The 18,724-nt window shown below is 58.5% G+C and carries 14 protein-coding genes; 3 read left to right on the top strand and 11 right to left on the bottom strand.

The genetic code is table 11. From position 1 onward, the window contains the following. Window positions 1-54: 54 nt before the first annotated feature. From CRI94_RS07785 to CRI94_RS07765, 5 genes are all read right to left on the bottom strand, one after another. Window positions 55-825, bottom strand: coding sequence for a porin family protein (locus tag CRI94_RS07785; protein ID WP_098075109.1), 771 nt, complete (start codon window positions 823-825; stop codon window positions 55-57). Between the two features lie 160 nt (window positions 826-985). After that, on the bottom strand, window positions 986-2,173 hold the full coding sequence (locus CRI94_RS07780) for an NAD(P)/FAD-dependent oxidoreductase (protein ID WP_098075255.1): 1,188 nt from the start codon (window positions 2,171-2,173) through the stop codon (window positions 986-988). A gap of 93 nt (window positions 2,174-2,266) precedes the next feature. Continuing rightward, window positions 2,267-3,274 (bottom strand): MDR family oxidoreductase, encoded by a 1,008-nt coding sequence (locus CRI94_RS07775; RefSeq protein WP_098075108.1) that lies wholly within the window; start codon window positions 3,272-3,274, stop codon window positions 2,267-2,269. A 409-nt stretch (window positions 3,275-3,683) separates the two neighbouring features. Continuing rightward, a complete protein-coding gene (locus tag CRI94_RS07770; protein ID WP_098075107.1) occupies window positions 3,684-4,931 on the bottom strand; it encodes an amidohydrolase family protein in 1,248 nt (415 codons plus the stop codon). A 215-nt stretch (window positions 4,932-5,146) separates the two neighbouring features. Then, window positions 5,147-6,487, bottom strand: coding sequence for an amidohydrolase family protein (locus CRI94_RS07765; RefSeq protein WP_098075106.1), 1,341 nt, complete (start codon window positions 6,485-6,487; stop codon window positions 5,147-5,149). A 251-nt stretch (window positions 6,488-6,738) separates the two neighbouring features. Here CRI94_RS07765 and CRI94_RS07760 point away from each other — a divergent pair, with 251 nt between their 5' ends. The 3 genes from CRI94_RS07760 to CRI94_RS07750 all read left to right on the top strand — a co-directional run bounded on the left by CRI94_RS07760 (window position 6,739) and on the right by CRI94_RS07750 (window position 10,189). Continuing rightward, complete coding sequence (locus CRI94_RS07760; RefSeq protein ID WP_098075105.1) at window positions 6,739-7,476, top strand: energy transducer TonB; 738 nt, start codon at window positions 6,739-6,741, stop codon at window positions 7,474-7,476. Window positions 7,477-7,717: 241 nt separating this feature from the next. Next, entirely contained in the window at window positions 7,718-8,863 is a 1,146-nt protein-coding gene (gene hppD / locus CRI94_RS07755) for a 4-hydroxyphenylpyruvate dioxygenase (protein WP_098075104.1), read from the top strand. A gap of 102 nt (window positions 8,864-8,965) precedes the next feature. Next, window positions 8,966-10,189, top strand: a complete 1,224-nt coding sequence (locus CRI94_RS07750; protein WP_098075103.1) for a homogentisate 1,2-dioxygenase — start codon at window positions 8,966-8,968, stop codon at window positions 10,187-10,189. A gap of 294 nt (window positions 10,190-10,483) precedes the next feature. On the opposite strand, the gene CRI94_RS07745 is transcribed toward CRI94_RS07750, so the two are convergent. From CRI94_RS07745 to CRI94_RS07720, 6 genes are all read right to left on the bottom strand, one after another. After that, complete coding sequence (locus CRI94_RS07745; RefSeq protein ID WP_098075102.1) at window positions 10,484-13,051, bottom strand: zinc-dependent metalloprotease; 2,568 nt, start codon at window positions 13,049-13,051, stop codon at window positions 10,484-10,486. A gap of 155 nt (window positions 13,052-13,206) precedes the next feature. Then, on the bottom strand, window positions 13,207-15,078 hold the full coding sequence (locus tag CRI94_RS07740; RefSeq protein WP_098075101.1) for an alpha-amylase family glycosyl hydrolase: 1,872 nt from the start codon (window positions 15,076-15,078) through the stop codon (window positions 13,207-13,209). 481 nt (window positions 15,079-15,559) lie between these two features. Next, window positions 15,560-15,748 carry a YegP family protein gene (locus tag CRI94_RS07735; protein WP_098075100.1) on the bottom strand — a complete coding sequence of 63 codons (189 nt, stop codon included), beginning with the start codon at window positions 15,746-15,748 and terminating at the stop codon, window positions 15,560-15,562. 74 nt (window positions 15,749-15,822) lie between these two features. Beyond that, window positions 15,823-16,206, bottom strand: coding sequence for a CHY zinc finger protein (locus CRI94_RS18005; RefSeq protein ID WP_098075099.1), 384 nt, complete (start codon window positions 16,204-16,206; stop codon window positions 15,823-15,825). Beyond that, window positions 16,184-16,597 (bottom strand): peptide-methionine (R)-S-oxide reductase MsrB, encoded by a 414-nt coding sequence (gene msrB, locus CRI94_RS07725; RefSeq protein ID WP_098075098.1) that lies wholly within the window; start codon window positions 16,595-16,597, stop codon window positions 16,184-16,186. The genes CRI94_RS18005 and msrB overlap by 23 nt, the downstream gene beginning before the upstream one ends. 144 nt (window positions 16,598-16,741) lie before the next feature. Next, the gene (locus CRI94_RS07720; protein WP_098075097.1) at window positions 16,742-18,433 is read right to left on the bottom strand and encodes a hypothetical protein; all 1,692 of its coding nucleotides are present in this window, start codon (window positions 18,431-18,433) and stop codon (window positions 16,742-16,744) included. Window positions 18,434-18,724: the final 291 nt, after the last annotated feature.

Raw genomic sequence — 18,724 nt, 5'->3', positions numbered from 1 at the left:
ATGCCTGTCCACCACTGTCCCACATCGTTACGGCGTGGGGGCACAGATGACCGCTCAGAATGTCATCGCGAAGCCGAGCATCGGTTGCACCAGGTTGGTGCGCGAGCGTCGAATCGGAAGCTCGGACTCGTTAAGCACACCATCGTTGTTGGTATCTTCGAGGGCGCCTTCGGCGAGATACTCTGCCTCCTGCCCACGCAGATACTGTACGCCAAGCTTGAGGTAAAATGCCTGTTGCCGTCCCATTTGGTTGACACTCTGACCGACGCGGATGTCGACTCCCGCGCCAGCGCCCCCGCTCCAGGCAAAGTCATCGAAGTTGCGGGTGGACGCGATCTTCTCGTCCGTTCGGTCGTCCTCGACGCGTGTTTCCGTAAACAGGTACTTGAAGCCGATTAGTCCTTCCAGATATGGTCGGACGGGTCCTGTAGCCGGCTGAAGGCGAAGGACGAGGTGTGGCTGAACGATTGAGTTCGTGGTCACGACATCCACATTTACGGCAGGTCCAACCGTGGTACTGAATGGGACGCGCTTTCTTGAGCGACCGTAAACTAGAAACGAGGCATCGAGCCCGACGGTGAACGGGGTATTCTTCAACATGCCGCCGAGGAATAAATTGGCCCCATATCCGAGATTATCGAGCTTGTCTGCAAACTCGCCGACGGGAACGCCGACGGTAAAGCTAAGACTCCCTTGACCTCGGGGTCCCATCGTGGCGGGAGCATTCTGCGCGAACGCCACCGATGTCGAAAGTATCGCCACGAGGAGCAGCGCACAGACGGTGCGCGGAAGACGGGCAGAAAGGGCTAGTACCGGGGAAAGCATCGAGAGCAGATCGTTATGACAACGAAGAGAGAGGATCGATATGGACTGTTTGCCGCTTGTACGGCTTCAATCAGTCTGCATGACGTATAGCCGCTCCAAGGAGTTGCAAGGTCACAAATTATCCAAAAAAGATAGCCAAAAATCCTTGACGCAGGATTTCTCACTCCGGTACGGAGGGTTTTGATTGGAAACGTTCCGCAGTGAACAGTTTGTAGCTTTTGGGCGGCTCGTCCTGAACCAACGTGTCTGCGAGCATCTGTCCCATGCGAACGCCATATCCCATCCCGTGACCAGTAAAGCCTGTTGCGTACAGGCAGGACGGGCAGTTCGGCACACGACCTACGACCGGGCGGTTGTCCGGCGAAAACCCCATGGTGCCGCTCCAGCGAGATTCGATCCTGAGATTCGTCGTCCACGGAAAGTGCGTATGCAGATACCGCTCGATATCCGCCTGCACCGCGGGTGTCGTGGCGTCCTCGTAGCCAACCTCGGTCTCCCTGTGCTGATACCGACCTCCTCCGGCGAGAATCGTCCCGCCATCGAGCTGCCGGGCGTAGAAATATCCATCGTGCGAGTAGACCGGCGATGAAAGGAGTTGATCGGGCGCAGGATGCGTGGCAAGCATTTGTGCCCGAACCGGGCGGACGTACTGCTGTAACGATGGCACGATCTGGGGCACGTAGGCGCCAGCAGCGAGCACAGCACGCTCAGCCTTTACCTGGAGACGCGGCGTATCCAGAACGACTCCTCCACCCTCAGAGTGCAGCTTCGTCACGCGGTGATGCGTGAGCGCATCGGCGCCGCTTTCGGCGGCCAGGTAGCGAACCAACCTTAGCGGATCGACCGCAGCCCCCGTCGTACAGTAGAGGCTTCCATGAAAGCCCTGCGCATGCAGGCGCTCCATCGTCTCGGACGGCCCCAAGTAGACGACCGGGATGCCGGCTGCGCGCATGTATGGAAGCGCGCGCCTGAGACGGTCATCTTCCTCCTCGTCTCCCGCCACGGTCAGGCTTCCCTTCTCCCTCCAGCCGAATGTGGATCCATCGAGTTCGGAGATGAGCCGCCGGTTCTCTCGTGTGAACTGCCACAGCCGGTGGGCCGTGCGCTCGCCGTATTCCCGTATTGCGGAAAGGTAGTCCTCGTGCGTACCGAGCAAGACGAACCCGGCGTTTCGCCCGGATGCGCCTGCGCCGAGCGAGTTCGCATCCACAATCGCCACTCGGAGCGACGGATCGCGTTGACGGAGCCAGTACGCCGTCGAACACCCAACGATTCCGCCACCAACGACGGCGACGTCGTACGCCACCGCGCGGCGGCGCTGTGCCTGTTGCCAGATGGATACGGTCATGACAAGGAAAAACAAGTAGAATCCGGCAGCGCGAAAAACAAATCGGCACAGAGGAGCGCCGTCCCAGCAACGTGGGCAAGAACTGCACCCGATCTATCCGCCGACGCGTACGACGATTCGACCACGTACGCCCGTATCCAGAATCCGTTGGGCCGCCTCGTCGATCCTGTCAAGTTGAACGACTGAGTGAATCATCGACTCAATCGTGTCGGATGACAAGATACCGGCCATTCGTTCCCACGCCACAATACGCCGTGCGTTCGGACACGTGTTGGAGTCGATGCCCAGCAGATTGACGCCGCGGAGGATGAACGGAAAGACGGTCGTGTTCAACTCGTGCCCTCCGGCGTTTCCGAACGATGCCACCGATGCGTGACGTTTGAGTTGCGCGATGATCGTCGCGAGCGTGTCTCCACCGACTGCATCGATCGCGCCGGCCCACCGCCCGGACTCCATCGGCCGCTTGGGACCTCCCGAAAGTTCGTCGCGATGAATGATGCGGGACGCACCGAGCCCTTTGAGGTATCCATGCGCATCCTCCGACCCGGTCGATGCCACCACATCGAAGTCGAGCGCCGCAAGGATAGCCGTTGCCATACTTCCCGCCCCGCCGGACGCACCGGTAACGAGGATCTCGCCGTCACCGGGTGTCGCGTCGTGCTCTTCCAGAGCCATGACGGAAAGCATGGCCGTGAAGCCGGCCGTGCCGATCGCCATGGCGTGCTTGGCTGGAAGCGCCTCCGGAAGCGGAACGAGCTTCGAGCTATCGACCTTCGCCAGCTGCGTGTAGCCACCCCAGACGTTCTCACCGAGACCCCAGCCCGTCCCAATTACGAGATCTCCCGTACGAAACCGGTCCGACGTAGATCGTTCAACGCGGCCGACCAGATCGATTCCCGGCGCAATGGGCACATCGCCACGAATAATCGGCGCAGCGTCGCGGACCGCCAGCGCATCCTTGTAATTGATGCTCGAATACAGAACGCGCAACGTCGTGTCCGCGTCCGGGACCGAATCAGGATCAAGCGTCTGAACACTACCATGAAGTCCATCGCCGTCCTCCTCCTGGTCGAGGATGAATGCTTCGAACGAATCGGTCATGAGCGGGGCGGAATGTGAAGAAAAAGGGCTAATACTGAATCCAAATGATCGCGCCCAGATGCCGTGCCTCGGATCTGGGGTCGATTCGATCGAAAAAAGGGACGAGACGCAAGAATCAACGTATTCTGCCGGCGAAACCCTTCCACGGACGATCGTGACCCCGACATTGTCATTTGGGTTTGGTAGAAGAACCTGTTTGGCGGACAGCCTTCGGCCATCCAAAGGGATGGACCTCCCAACGGTCGATCCTTGCTATTGTCGCAACACGAGGGATCGTCAATTTCGCAAACCGCGCCTTCCGGGTTAAAGGTCACCCTTCAAGCATGCGAATAGGCACAAACGACCGCGTTTACGTTGTCTCGATCCGTCCGTCAAACGGGGCATAAACGCTACATGCGGGTGTCACGGGTTACTGACACTCACTGCTTGCCACCCGGCCATCGATGATCACTGTGCACACCTGGGTCGTGTATTCGAACGGATCGCCAGAATACAGCACGAGATCGGCGTGCTTCCCTTCCTCTATCGATCCAATCTGATCCGATAGACCCAGAAGTTCGGCAGCGTCAATCGTGAGCGCGCGCAACCCTGCCTCCCGAGGCAGACCGTTAGCAACCGCCACGGCGGCTTCGAAAAGCGCTACGCGGGTCTTGGGGACATACGCTTCGTATCCACTCTGAAACGCAATCGGGATTCCCGCTTCATGGAGTTCACCCGGTGTCGTAAACGCTGCATTTTCCCCTGCACCGTACGTCCGCATCATCGGCGGATGCACGATGACGGGTACGTCCTCCGCCTTAATCTTATCCTTGACGAGGTACGATTCCGCTCCGCCGTCGATGACCAACTCAAAGCCGAACTCTTCCTTCAAACGAATGGCTGTCATGATGTCGCGGGCACGGTGTGCCGTGACGAGCGCAGGAATGTCACCGTCCAGCACGCCGACCAGGACCTCCATACCCAAATCCCGAGTTGGCGGATTATCGCCTGCACGCTTCTCCCGATACTGCTGCGCCTCGATGAGCTTCTGACGCAGCATCGCAATCGCTTTCGCCCGGGTGCCCGGCGAATCGAAGTTGCGAGAGACCGACGGTCCAATCGTCATCGCGAGCATGGCCGTGGAATCGACGAGGGCCTCATCGATCGTTCGTCCGTTCGTCTTCACGACCATCGTCTGGCCAGAAATCGTCGCGCCCGGCCCGTGCCCCGTGTGAACCGTGGTGACGCCCAGCGACCGCACCCAGTTCACCAGTTCGTCCCGTGCGTTGTAGGCATCGATCGCGCGCAGCTCCGGCTGCATCGGCGAGGACGTTTCTAGCTGCATCTGATCCGCCTCAACGTTGTCAATTCCCGACAGACCGACGGTGGACCGGGCGTCGATCAGCCCGGGCGTGACGACCGTCGCCTCGATCTGGCGGTAATCATCGGGAATATCGATATCGGAGACCGGGCCGACGGCTTCGATCGTGCGTCCATTCGCCAGGACGACACCGTCGACAATCGGGGCACCAGCCATCGTATACACGGTGTCGGCCATGACCGCTACTTGCGCGTGGGCCGACATCGCACAAAAGGAGACGAACAGAAACAGAAGCAGCCCGACGAGCGCGCGACGGGTAAGACTGTAAAGCGAGCGATGTTGAATCGAACGAGACATGTACGTCGGTTTGATTACAAGCGGAAACAAGGAGGAGACGCAAACGCAGTCATTTGCGGCGGTTCAGTCTGCCGATCGCCGGATTCGCTCCAGCAAAGAATATCCGGACGAGATCGGACATGCCGGTAGTGTACCGGACGACCGGGCGGGGCATGGACTCGACACGTGGAAACGATCACACTCGTGCCCACAGCGGTTACCCATTAGCCGATCGGTTACTCATGCGCGGGCCCGTGATGGTGATGGAGGGTACCGTCGTCGTAGACACCGTATCCGCCGGTCGCGAAATCTCGATCGTCGGGATTCTCGCGATCGAACACCTTCTGACCTTCGACCCAGGTTTCCTCGATGTTGGTGTAGACGCTGAGCGGATCTCCGGAGAGAACAATGAGATCTGCGTCCTTTCCTTCCTCAAGCGATCCGACGCGATCCTCGAGCCCCAGCATCCGTGCCCCTGCAAGCGTCATCGCCTCAAGAGCTTTTGCCTCGGACATGCCCGCCCGAACGCCGATAGCCGCCGAGCGAAGGAAGAGCCGGGAGTCCGTGATGAAGTCGTCCGTGTGGTAGGCAACATCGACACCCGCATCTTCGAGAACGGCACCCGTCCGGAAATAGAGGTTTCGGGCTTCCAGCTTCCCGCCCGGCGAGTCGATCGTAATGATGGAGCACGGCACACCGGCCTCCGCGATTTCATCCGCGACGCGCCACCCCTCACTCACATGGTGGAGAACCACCTCAAAGCCGAACTCCTCTTTCAGGCGCAAGACCGTCAAGATGTCGTCGTGGCGGTGCGTGTGGAAGTGAACGATCCGGCGTCCTTCCAGCACCTCGATCAACGCCTCTTTCCCGAGATCCATTGGCGGCATGTCATCCTCCGACTCTGCCGCTTCTTTCTTCTTCTTGTACTCCTGAGCGTCGATGAACATCTGTCGCGCAATCGACGCTGAGCGCGCGCGGGTCCCCGGGAACGCAGGGTTGTCGCGGATCGAGTTCGTTCCATTCGCCATCTTGATCCCGCCGCAAATATCCGTCAGCGGGTTCTCGCAGAAGAGCAGTTCCTCAACCGTGTCTCCGTCGCGCAGCTTCAGATGTGTGGTCTGACCACTGAGGAGGTGTCCGGAGCCCGAAAGCACGTTGACCGTCGTGATCCCGCCGGACCGCGCCCGTCCAATGGAACTGTGTCGAACGTTCACGGCGTCGAGGGTACGCACGCCCGGATGCGTTGGCGCCGCTCCATCGCCTCCGTTTACCTGGCTGATGTGCGAGTGGGTATCCACAAGTCCCGGCATAATGACCTTTCCGGAAACGTCGTGCTCCGTGGCTCCCGAAGGAATCTCGACCTCACCGTCCGCACCGACCGCCTGAATCACGCCATCCTGGACGACGACAACACCATCATCGATCGGATCAGCGGAAATGGGGTAGACTTTGGCTCCTCGAAAGACCTGTACTTGTTGTTGAGCTTGGGCGGGAGACGAGGCTGTCAGCGCCCCAGAAACGACGACGAGGAGGAGCGCCAGAAGGCAGGATGACGCAGAATGAGCAAACCGGTCCATATGCGGAATAATCTCGACAGGAAGAAAAAACGTTCGTTCGCCCGCGATTCGTTCGGGGAAGAGTGAGGAACGGACGGCAAATGCAGGAAAGGCAAGCTATGAGTTCATGCGGAAACAAGCAACGTATCCGATCCCCATACGCACGCACCGTCATCCGCTGCATGCGTGACCTACCAAAATATCGGGGCACTTCTGCGCTCAACTCGCGTTGATAATATGAATTTACCGCTAACGCAAGCCCCGGTGCCATCATGGAAACCGCACATCACCGACGGGGCGCGTCCACTTCTGTGTTCGGCGTCTACGTTATCCGCATTCAACTTGGTCTTTTTACCGCCCTCGCGATACTCCTCATTCTGGTCAACCTGCCCGGTACTCCCTCAGCCGAGAAAACACCATGGGGAAAAGATCGATGGGGCGACCGGGTCACAGCGCATGATCTGGGCGGCGCCGTCGCCGCGATGGCCCTGACGCCACAGGTGACCGAGGAAGCTTCTCCTGACTCCAGGTCGCTCACCACCGACGTGAGAAACGAGGAAAATACGCATGCTGGCGACCATCCGGCAGCCGATCCGGCGACTCGTCCTCCGGTGCGCTCGGTGGCGACTCTCGGCCCGGATGACCTCAAGCCGAAAGTTCGCGGTGGCATGCAACGCCTCTACCTGAACATTACCTATCCGAGAAAAGCGATCGAGGAAGGAATCGAGGGGCGGCTGATCTTGAGGTTTGTCGTCGACACGGAAGGAAACACATCGAACGTTGAGGTTCTGCGCTCTCTCCACGCGCTCTGCGACAGCGCAGCCGTTCGGGCCGTACGCCGAACTGCATTCGTGCCCGCCCAGGTGGACGGGCGTCCTGTGCCGATTCGGATGTCGCTACCCGTCCGATTTCGTCTGATCACTGCTGCGCGCCCGGTCGATATATCGGCGGACGAGAATGCCGAGAAATTGACGGCAAACAAGCGACGTCCAGATGACGGGCACCCGTAGCCTTGATGCATGCGTGCCAGAGCCGTGACGGTCTCGAAATGGCTGTCTAAGATCAAGCGGGACCACAGGAACGTGAGGAAAACGTTTTCGTGTAAACACGCCCTTCATCGAGACGAGTGGAAACTCTACAAACCGGGCTGCTCCTCCACCGGGTACCACCGGGTCGGAAGCGCTTTCACCACGCACCGCTCGTCTCATCCACACCGCTCGCCGTTCCCTGTCACCCACCACCTCTTTGATCATGGCAGAGACACCTGTCGCTCCCCATCCTGGCGCCAAGACTGCGGAGGATTTTCTTCCGATCAATGGCACCGACTACGTCGAGTTTTACGTAGGCAATGCAAAACAGTCTGCGCTCTTCTACGCTCACGTGCTCGGGTTTCAGATCCGCGGATACCGCGGCCCGGAGACGGGGAACCGCGAATCTGTGAGTTACCTGCTCGAGCAGGGGAAAATCCGTTTCGTCCTAACGAGCGCTCTGGGTCCGGAAGGGTTCATCGCGGAGCACGTTCAGAAGCACGGTGACGGCGTGCGTGATATCGCGCTCTGGGTTGACGATGCAGAGAAGAGTTTCAACGAAACCACAAAGCGCGGCGGCATTCCGATCCAGGAACCGACCGTTCACGAGGATGAGCATGGCCGCGTCATCACGGCCGCGATCGCAACGTACGGTGACACGATCCACACGTTTGTCGATCGGTCGGAGTACGACGGCCTCTTCTTCCCCGGCTTTGAGGAGTGGGAGAACGAGTTCTGGGAACAGCCCGACCCGGTCGGACTCAAGTACGTCGACCACTGCGTCGGTAACGTCGAACTCGGCGACATGAATAAGTACGTCGACTATTACGCCGACGTGATGGGATTCAAGAACCTCATTTCGTTCGACGATCAGGACATCTCGACGGAGTATTCGGCGCTGATGTCGAAAGTGATGTCGAATGGGAATGAGCGGATCAAATTCCCCATCAACGAGCCGGCGGAAGGCAAGAAGAAAAGCCAAATCGAGGAGTACATCGAATTCTACCGCGGCGCTGGTGTCCAGCACGTCGCCCTCGCCACGGACAACATCATCGAAACGGTTGAGGAGCTCCGCCGTCGCGGCGTCGACTTCCTCCACGTCCCCGACACCTACTACGATCGCGAGGTCTTGATGGATCGGGTCGGCGAGATCGACGAATCGATCGACGCACTCGAGGAACTGGGCATTCTGATCGACCGCGACCCGGACGGCTACCTGCTGCAGATCTTTACGAAGCCCATCCAGGATCGCCCGACAGTCTTTTACGAGATCATCCAGCGCCAGGGCGCACGCTCCTTTGGGGCCGGCAATTTCAAAGCCCTGTTTGAGGCGATTGAACGCGAGCAGGCAAAGCGCGGCAATCTGTAAGACTGCATGGGTTCGCTGAGGCCGTCGGAGCACCGGCGGACCTCGCGAATCGATCTCCGCAACTCATTTCGACCTTCGCATTCCAAATTTCGAATTCGCACCATGCCATATTACGTGAGAATGGGCGATGTGCCAAAGAAACGGCACACCCAGTTCCGCCGCCCTGACGGAGAACTTTATACGGAAGAGGTGATCGGCGCGGAAGGCTTCAGCGGCATTCAGTCGATCGCGTATCACATCCACCAACCGACGATCGTCGATCGCATCGAGGAACCGGTCTCGTATGAGATCGAATACGCGGATGAGGACTTCCTGCAGCACCGCCACATCAAGGGCTTTGAGGTAGAACCCGGTGGCGACTGGCTTTCGGGCCGGACGTACATGATGGGCAACTCGGACGTAAACCTCGCCCTGGTCCGGCCGACGGAGCAGATGGACGGTTACTTTTTCCGCAATGCCTCGTGCGATGAGCTGGTGTACGTCCACGAAGGAGAAGGACGCCTCGAAAGCCCGCTGGGTACAGTCGAGTTTACCGAGGGCGACTACGTCCACGTCCCGCGGACGATCGCGCACCGCTGGGTCTTTGATGGCGACATCGAGGAAAACCCACCGCGGCTCCTCGTGATCGAGTCCAACTCGGAAGTTCGCTTCCCGAAGAAGTATCGCAACAAGCGCGGGCAACTTCTCGAACATAGCCCGTTCTGCGAGCGTGACGTTCGGCCGCCGACGGAGCTGAAGGCGTACGATGAGGAGGGTCCGTTCGAGATCCGAATCAAAAAACACGGGAAGCTGCATCGCTACTTTGTCCGCTACCATCCCTTCGATGTGGTTGGCTGGGATGGCTGCATGTACCCGTACGCCACGTCGATCCACGACTTCGAGCCGATCACGGGCCGCATTCACCAGCCGCCGCCTGTGCACCAGCACTTCGAAGCGCATAACTTCGTGGTTTGCTCGTTCGTGCCGCGCCTCTTCGACTACCACCCGAAATCGATCCCGGCGCCGTACAACCACAGCAACATCGACTCCGACGAGGTGCTGTTCTACGCCGAGGGCGACTTCATGAGCCGACGCGGTATCTCCCGCGGCTCGTTCTCTCTCCACCCGGGCGGCATTCCACACGGCCCGCACCCCGGCTCGACGGAAGCGTCGATCGGCAAGGAAGGCACCGAGGAGCTGGCCGTGATGGTCGATACGTTCCGCCCGCTCAAGCTGACCAAAGCGGCGCTCGATGTCGAAGACAACGACTACGCGTACTCCTGGCAGCCGGAGCGCCACGCCGGCGGCGATGGACAGGTGCAGAGCGAGCAACCGGCAAAGCCGTGATGGGCTGATTGTGGATTGTTGATTGTGGATGGGAGTGACGATTGAACCGTCGTCTCTCTCCGCAGCATTGAGCGGCGTCTCTGCCTTTGGGCGGGGGCGCCGTTTTTCTTTCTTACGCATGGCGTCGACTTCGAAGCGACGGGACCATCCGCGTATTACCTCGGCCCGGCCTCTGCGCAAACCATTTCAGCCGAAACAAAAAAAGGGTGCCACCCCCGATCGGAGGCGGCACCCTTACTATGCTCGTGTCTGCAACCGAACGCAAACACGTCAACACCGAAACACTGCGTGACATTAGTCCACCGACGTCGCGTTCTCCACGATCAGGAGGATGTGCTCGGTGTGAGCACGCGTCTCGGCATTCACGCCACGGCGGTCGCCGATCATGTCCTCGATCCGGTTGAGGCTATGCAGTGCGGCCGTCTGCGCGATCGGGTCGTACATCTTTCGACCTTTTTCGCTCAACACACCGGCGAGTCCCTGCACGTAGGCAAGCTGCAGGTTCTGACGGAACGTGTTGACGTTGCTGTTGGCGTCGGCCTCGAAGACGGCGTCCGTGAGATCATCCATGTAGTCGATGAGTCGGTAGCCATTGCCGTAGAGACGTGTGTCCGTAATCCGCTCCAGCGTATTCGGGTGGAGCAGGTGGGCGAGCACGCTCTCCTGTGCCCGGCGGGCCTGAGCGTGAATCTTCGGGTCTTCGCTATCACCGAAGAACTCGAAGCCTCGACGCTGTGGCTGCAGGTGGCGGTAGAGATCCGCCGGTTTGTCGAACGCATCCGGAGCAAAGAGATGCGTTTCCAGAATCTGGACAGCACGCTTCTGATCCTCTGTGGGGACGGGCGTGTACGGATCACCCGCTCCCTCCTGCCCCACGAACCCACGGTCGACGTATACACCACCAACGTAACGCGAAACGGCCTGCATCATGCCGACGTGCTGACCCATGATGATCCCGTAGGCGTCGCGAAGCTCCTGCCAGGACTGGCCGGCATCAGCGTACTTGCTAACGAGATCCGGCGTCAGCTCGCCGATGAGCCCCATCCGATCCTCGGCGTACTGAAGAGCATCGGCGGACATATCGCCAATCATCACGCGCGGATCGATCGCTTTCCCGGGCGACCGCATGTCGTCCGCGTCGTTTCCAAACGCCAATTCCGACTCGGTCGAGCGCGACAGAATCGCGTCCAGGTTATCTTCGTCGGTCGTGTAACCGTACTCAATCGCCCAGAGGTCGTACGGCCCCGGCTTGGTCGTGTAAAACTGGCCCTGCTTCGTCTCGGGTGGGGCGACGTTGATCGCGGGATAGTCCATCACGGATCCCGTGAGTCCCGACGCGCGCGTCATATCGGCATTGTGGACCTCGTCTGGTCCGTGCAGTTGACTCGCCTTCATATTGTGCATCAGGCCGAGTGTATGACCAACCTCGTGGAGGGCAAGGTAGTAGATTCCCTCTTCCATCAGCTGTGTCATCTCACCATCGAGACCGGTAGGTCCGTCATCCGACAGCGCACGAACCGCGGTACGGCCAAACATCGTATTGGCGTGCATGAAGGTGCCGATGCTGCACATCGCGCCTTTCTGCATATCCGACGGCATCTCGTCGTTGAGGCTCGTCAGACCGGTGATGTCGAACAGCTTATTGTAATTGGCGCGGTTTGTCAGGAAGACGTACTCGAGCATAATGTCGGACCCGAGGATCTGTCCCGTGCGAGGATTGACGAAACTCGGCCCGTAGCCACCGAATGGGGGCTGCGGTGAGGACGTCCAGCGAAGCACGTTGTACCGGATGTCACCGGCATCCCATGTCGCGGAGTCGGGCTGCACTTTGACCTGTACAGCGTTACGGAAGCCCGCAGCCTCAAATGCCTCGTTCCAGGCAAGCACCGCTTCCTTCACAATCGGGCGAATGCGTTCCGGCGTCGTATTCTCGATCCACCAGACGATGGGCTCCACCGGCTCGGAGAGTTCGGCGTCTGGATCTTTCTTCTCCAGGTGCCAGCGATGGATGAGGTCGTGGTAGGGCGTCGCGCTCGTGGACGTTTGGTCTGTCTTCTGCGATGCAAAGTATCCGACACGCGGATCCGCAAAACGCGGTGTATAATCGTTGTCCGGCATCTCAATCAGGCTGTGACGCAGCGTGATCGTAACGTTGCGCGCATCCGTCACCGCCTCGCCTCCACCATTCAGCGGTGTGGAGTTGCTGAACACGTAATCGACGACAACATCCGTATTCTCGGGATAGTTGTGCAGCGACCGGATCTTCGATTTGCCCTTGTCCTGACGGCCGAGCTTGAACGCGGTCGGGGGAGCCTTCGGATTCGGTGACGGCTTCACCTGGTGCAGCGCATCGGTCAGGAAAAGATCATCGGCCTTGATCAGAATGCGGCCGCTGTCGTCTTCATGAGCGACGATCTTTTCGGCATGCAGGACGGATGGACTCGTGTTCGCTGCTGCTGCGCGGGCGAGGGCGCTCTCCTCGTCGAAGTAAAAGTTGGTGTTCTGCTCGACGAACTCGATGCGGTCGTAATGTCGCTCGATCGTGAACACGGCGTTGTCGCGGTAGGCGCCGCGGAAGTGGCCGGCCTGAACGACACCGTCGACCGTGTGGGTGAAATAGATGAACTCCTTCCCGAGTTGGTCTTCACTAATCTCGAGGTGCACAGAGCCGTCTGTGGTGTCGCGATAGACGGTGAACAGACCGTCCATTTTCTCGCTTTTCGCGAGGGCTTTCTTGAAGTCGTCGCCCGATGCTGACTCCTCTGCGGACGCAGACGATTGAGCTGTGGGTGCCGACGAGCTACAGCCTGTCAGCAGAAGCGCCGCCACGACGACGGCGACCAGTGATGTGAGAATACGCATGGGTGCAGAATCTAGACTAGGGAATCTTACTTTCGCCATACATGGCGTTTCCGCCTGTCGGCATCATGGGTTCGTTCGCCAAATCATTATTGATACGACGAAGCGAGGAAAACGGTTACAGCTCTCCGGACCCGTTCATGACAGAAAACAACCGATCATTTCTTCCGGGAAACCACCCGGTACACATTTGCAGATCGAGCATCGACCTCAATCGATCGGGATGGCGTTTGGCCGGAGAGGGATGCCTCTTGACGTGTCACAGCATCGACGAGACGTACGGGCACCGTCCGATGGTTCAGCTCCTCCTCTAGATCCACGCGCCGAGCCTCATCACCGCCATTAACGATGACTAGGAATTCCTCGTTGTCGCCCACGCGTCGGTAGGTGTACACCGGGTGACCATAGGTCGGTGGATATTGAACGAGGCGTCCGCGTCGAAGCGCTTCATGCTCAGACCGAAGAGCGAGTAGCGACTGAATGTGGTCGTAGATGTCATTCTCGGATGCCGTCCTTCCTTCGCGAGTGAAGGCGCTCCGCTTGTCCCCGGGAAAGCCGCCCGGATAGTCCGCCCGAAGCTCAACGTGACTTTGTCCGCCGACCATCCCGATTTCCGTTCCGTACAGCATTTGTGGGATACCGCGCAGCGTGAACAGCATGGTCAGCACCTGCTTCAGGCGCTTCCGGTCCCCGTCAGCGAGATAGGCGGCACGCGGCATATCGTGGTTGTCGATAAGCGTCATCACACGCATCGGGTCGCCGTAGAGGAGATCCTGAGCGAGGACCTGATATACGTCCGAGAGTCCGCCGTCCCCCTGAAGATAATCTCGAAGCGCCGTGGAGAGCGCGAAGTCCATGACGGACGGAAGATGCGTCTCAACGCCCGTCGTCAACGGACTACCGGACTGATACATCGCAGTATACGCAGGGGCCGTATCCCACACCTCACCGACAATGGAAAGATTCGGGTATTCCGCCTGTAGAGCTTCTGCCCATTCAGACAGAAATTCCGGGTCGGCGTAAGGATATGTATCTTCGCGGATGCCATCGAGTCCTGTCGTTTCAATCCACCAGATCATGTTTTGAATCAGGTAGGTGGAGACAAATGGATCCTCCTGATTTAGGTCTGGCATCGCGTCGACGAACCAAAACGTTCGAAGCAACTCTTCCTGCTCGGGGTCCGCGTGCGGGTCGGCGACCGACATCTTGTAGTGCTTGTCGGAGTGATGATCCTCCACGCTTCCGTTCACCCAGCTCTCCCGCGGCAGATTCTCCATCCAGGGATGCTCGATCCCGATGTGGTTGCTGACATGGTCGTAGATCACCTTCAGTCCGTGCTCGTGCGCCTCCGCGACGAGCTCCCGGTATGTGTCATTCGTCCCGAAGCGCGGATCGACACGATAGAGATCGGTCGCTGCATACCCGTGATAGCTGTTTCGCCCTCGATTTTCCAGAATGGGCGTAAGCCAGAGCGTCGTAACGCCGAGTTCCTCGAGCTCGTCGAGATGCTCAATGATGCCGCGTAGGTCGCCGCCGTGCCGCATCCGTGGATCGGACGGATCGTACTCATCACGGATGCCTTCGACGCGGTCGTTCGACGGGTTTCCATTTGCAAAGCGGTCCGGCGTGATCAGGTACACGACATCGTCCGGGCCAAAGCCGTCCGGTCCGTCCGGGCCTACGGTGCGCTCCTGGACTGGAAAGGCAATCGTGTCGTCTCCGCCGGGCGATGACACGATGATATCATACCTTCCGGGCGCAAGGTCCTCCGCCAGCGTCACGTCAATGAACGCATAGTCATCGTTGGGTACCGAGTGGACGGCTGTAACTGTGATACCATCTGCTGGAGCACGCGCTGTGACGGCGTCGAGATGGTCGCCATAGACCATCAATTGGACGTCATTCCACACCATGCCCGTCCACCAGTTGGAGGGGTCAACACGATCGACCGTGGGCGCCTGCGCCTGGGCGGAAATGGGTAGAAAGAGCAAAGCGGCACACGCGGCCGCGAGAAAACGAGACAAAGACATAGGAAACAAGATGATTCAACTCCGACGTGAGAGGGCTACGAAAACGTGACGTCTGCGGTTTATGTATTTCTGGTTTCGGTAGCACGGGGCCTGGCCATGATCGGAGGTCTCGCCCACTTCTCCGTAGCCCGAGCCTCATGTCCAGAATATAAACGACTCGGCGATTTCATATTCTCTCGGAAATGGCGGTCTTCACAACGTGTTTGGCCGATGGATCGCAAACAAGCATTCGCGGTCGTTCATATCTATTCGCAGCCTTGAAGGTAATTCCGTTGCAATGACGCAGTGGATCCCGTGCGCAAGATCAACTGCGCCTCGTGTTGCGAACGTCGCAAGGATCAACCGGCGGCAGGTCCGTAGCCTCGGATCCACGAAAGCTGTCCGCCAAACAGGTACCTAGAAACGGTAAGCGCCGTCTTCCAACCGGAAAACGGCGCTTCATATCAACGTGACACATAGGCCGACGACCGGCGACGCGTAATCAGGCTTCGGCCTCTTCTACCACATCCGCGTCGGCAACGTTTTTCTGAATCGACGCGATCGACTTCTTGAGTGAGGCTTTCGAGGCGTATCCCTGACCGCCGCTAAACATCGTCTGACCATTCGGCGCTTTGAATCGAAATCGAAATTGATCCGACTTGTCTTTGTAAATCTCGAACTTGTATGGCATAGCAACAGGCTTGTATGTGAGTGGCTATATGCTTTTTGGAGAATCTAGCGCCTACCCACACAAGTGTCAAGATCCTACGAAGGTGGCGTCTCAAAATAAAGATGCCGGTGTTGCGCGCAGCCTGGATTGAAGGCCTCGCTGCACGCGGGGCAAGCCGAGTTTGACCGAAGGTATTCGGAGACGGTCAACTTCTCGCCGCACGCCCCACAGAGGACGGCTGGCGTGTCAAATGCATCGCGTGGCCAGACCTCCGCCTCATGATCGGCGACCGCATCGTGGCAGGCATGGCACGGATAGAACCGGTCGCAGCATGGGAAGCGAATGGCGATGATGTCCGCGTCTCCGTGATAGTGCGCGCAGCGCGTCTCCGGGCCTACGTCGATTCCACAGACAGGGACACCGTGCACCAGGGTGCATTCAGGAAAAGGTGACACTTCATTCGTCACGGTCGTCCTCATCTTCGAAATTCAGGGCCGCCGAGTTAATGCAGTAGCGCTTCCCGGTCGGATTCGGTCCATCGTTGAACAGATGACCGAGGTGCGCGCCGCATTCACCACAAACCACCTCAGTACGCTGCATTCCGAGACTGTTGTCTTGGCGTAGCTCGACATTTCCCTCAGCGACGACATCATAGAAACTCGGCCAGCCGCTGCCGGACTCAAATTTTGTATCGGAGTCGAAAAGCTCTGTGCCGCACACGACACAGGCGTAGGTGCCATCTTCCTTGTGATCCCAGTATTTGCCCGTAAATGCTCGTTCGGTGCCAGCTTCCTGAGTTACGTGATACTGTTGATCGGTAAGACGCTGTTTCAAATCCTTTGCGTCTCGAGCCTTTGGAGCTTTAGCCATGGTAAAAGGTGAGTCTCGTCCTGGAGTCAACATGACGTGTACACGCTTTCGGACCGCCGTGCACATTACGTACACCTGCCATTTATTGCCCGCGTTCCTGCGCGCGAGGAGGCGTAACGACTTTTGCTCCTCCGGCTTTGATCATTAGAACGACGCCTCCCGTTCGGCCGCCTCTTTGATTCGTTGAGCGAGCCAGTCCGCCTCCGCTTTATCTTCGAGCTGATTCGCCACCCGCACATGCGGTTTCTCCATGCCTTCCTTCATCTGTTTGCGCATGGGGTTCGAGGTACTGACGCCAAGGTTAGATAGTGTCTTGTTCGCTTTCGCCGCCTTCTTCTCCAGATCCCCTAGATCCGCTGACTCTGACGCGACGAGGAAAATACCGTACCCTGAGCTTTGGTTCGTACTATCGAGCCGGACCATGACATCTTCCAGCTCCGATGCCGGAAACGCGACGTCATCCGGCATCCCCATACCGTCGTGTGTCACCTCAATCTGACCGTTACGAATCCAGACGACCGTGTCATTGGTCAGGTTTTGAACCGCCCCATACACCATGAGTCCGCCGAGGCCAACCATGATCAGGGCAAAGAGGAACGATGCACCGAACAGGAAGAAACCGCCTATAACCATAGCAAGGCCGATCAGACCGAGTGTAAGTCCACCGCTCCGATTTCGTGACGAGCCGAAGTGCATCTCGAATTTCCCCGGCGCATCCTCGATCGTGATCCCCTTCGTTACCGGCTCATCGAACTCCCATTCCTCGTCAAACGCGGGCGCCTCGTCCGCCTGATCGACCGCAGCAGAAACGGCCGAGTCGGATCCCGGGGCGCCGTCTCCTTTCGTGAAAGCTTCCTCCCCATCGGCCTCGCCCGTAGACTCACGACCGTCCGCTGGTGAAGTTGGCTGAGAAGGGGTTCCGGTTCCTTCCGACTCGAAGACCGGGATTTCGATCTTATCGCTCAAGTCAATACCCGGCACGTCGGCCTCGATGGAGACCTCCCACAGTTTTCGCCTCTCGGTTTTCATCGGTGATGAGGCAGGCTGATTCGTCGGAAGCTGAAAGGAGAACGGAACCTGGACCTTCGTTCCATCACCGTAGGCCTGCCCCCGCACGCGCGCTTCGTCTCGCCACAGGAGATCCCGCTCGATTTTCTTCTTGCGGTCCCCGTCCGAATCACGCGTGTACCGTACGTACTGGCGGTAGCAACTGATTTCCACCTCAAACCCGTTCTCTGGCTGCCCGTCCACAGACATGCCCGTTTTCAGCACCCCGGACAACCGTTCTCCGAGTCGGCCCGGCATGGATTCCATCTCCAGGATCGTGGTCCCGAATTTTCGCATCTGCAGGTAGTTGTACACCACCTTCCCAAGGAAGCCGAGTCCAATGAGGGGAAACAGAAGGACCAAATAGATGACGGCTCCTTCCTCCGCGACATTCGCCTTTGAGATCATGAAATAGGCCAGTGGCCACGCAATCACATTCCAGATGATCGTGAAAAAGATTTCACTACGACTCAGTGATCCTTCCCCGACGATTTCGGACGAACGCCACTCAGGTCGTACTTTCCATGGCTCATCGGAGTGCTTTTCAAGCATTTGGTTCGCCTCCGCCTGCTGCTTGCCCTTCCGGATCGACGAGATAAGCGAAAATATGCCGGCCAACACGAAGATGCCGCCGAAGGCGTACGGAATATACTGTTTGAATCCGTCCCCGGACGCGGATTCTGCCGGCACAAAAAACATCACGGCAAGACCGGCCCCGATGAATACGAGCGAGAAAAGGACCGAGAAGATGCGTCCGATTTGAGATGCAAATGGAAGAGAAATACGCATGATACCTACGTCAGACGAAGAGAGAGGGGACGAGAGGCCACACCGATGGGACCGATGCCTATAGATAAGAGCGAAAGAGTCCTGTCGCACCGGCCATCTTTTTGTCGCTGCGGACGGCAACTTAATAAATATGATGCTTGAAGCCGAAATATGACCATTCTCCCCCTTCTCCAGTAGCTGCAAATGGCGGCTATCCCACCAGAGCGATCGATTTATGAAGCATCCCCTTCGAGCAAACGAAAGCCGCCGCATCGAGCAAAGGCTCCATGCGGCGACCGAAAATGCTACTCG

The sequence above is a fragment of the Longibacter salinarum genome (genome assembly GCF_002554795.1).
Classification (GTDB): domain Bacteria; phylum Bacteroidota; class Rhodothermia; order Rhodothermales; family Salinibacteraceae; genus Longibacter; species Longibacter salinarum.
The sequence above is the reverse complement of the archived record's forward strand: the minus strand, read 5'-3'. Positions and strand labels throughout refer to the sequence as shown.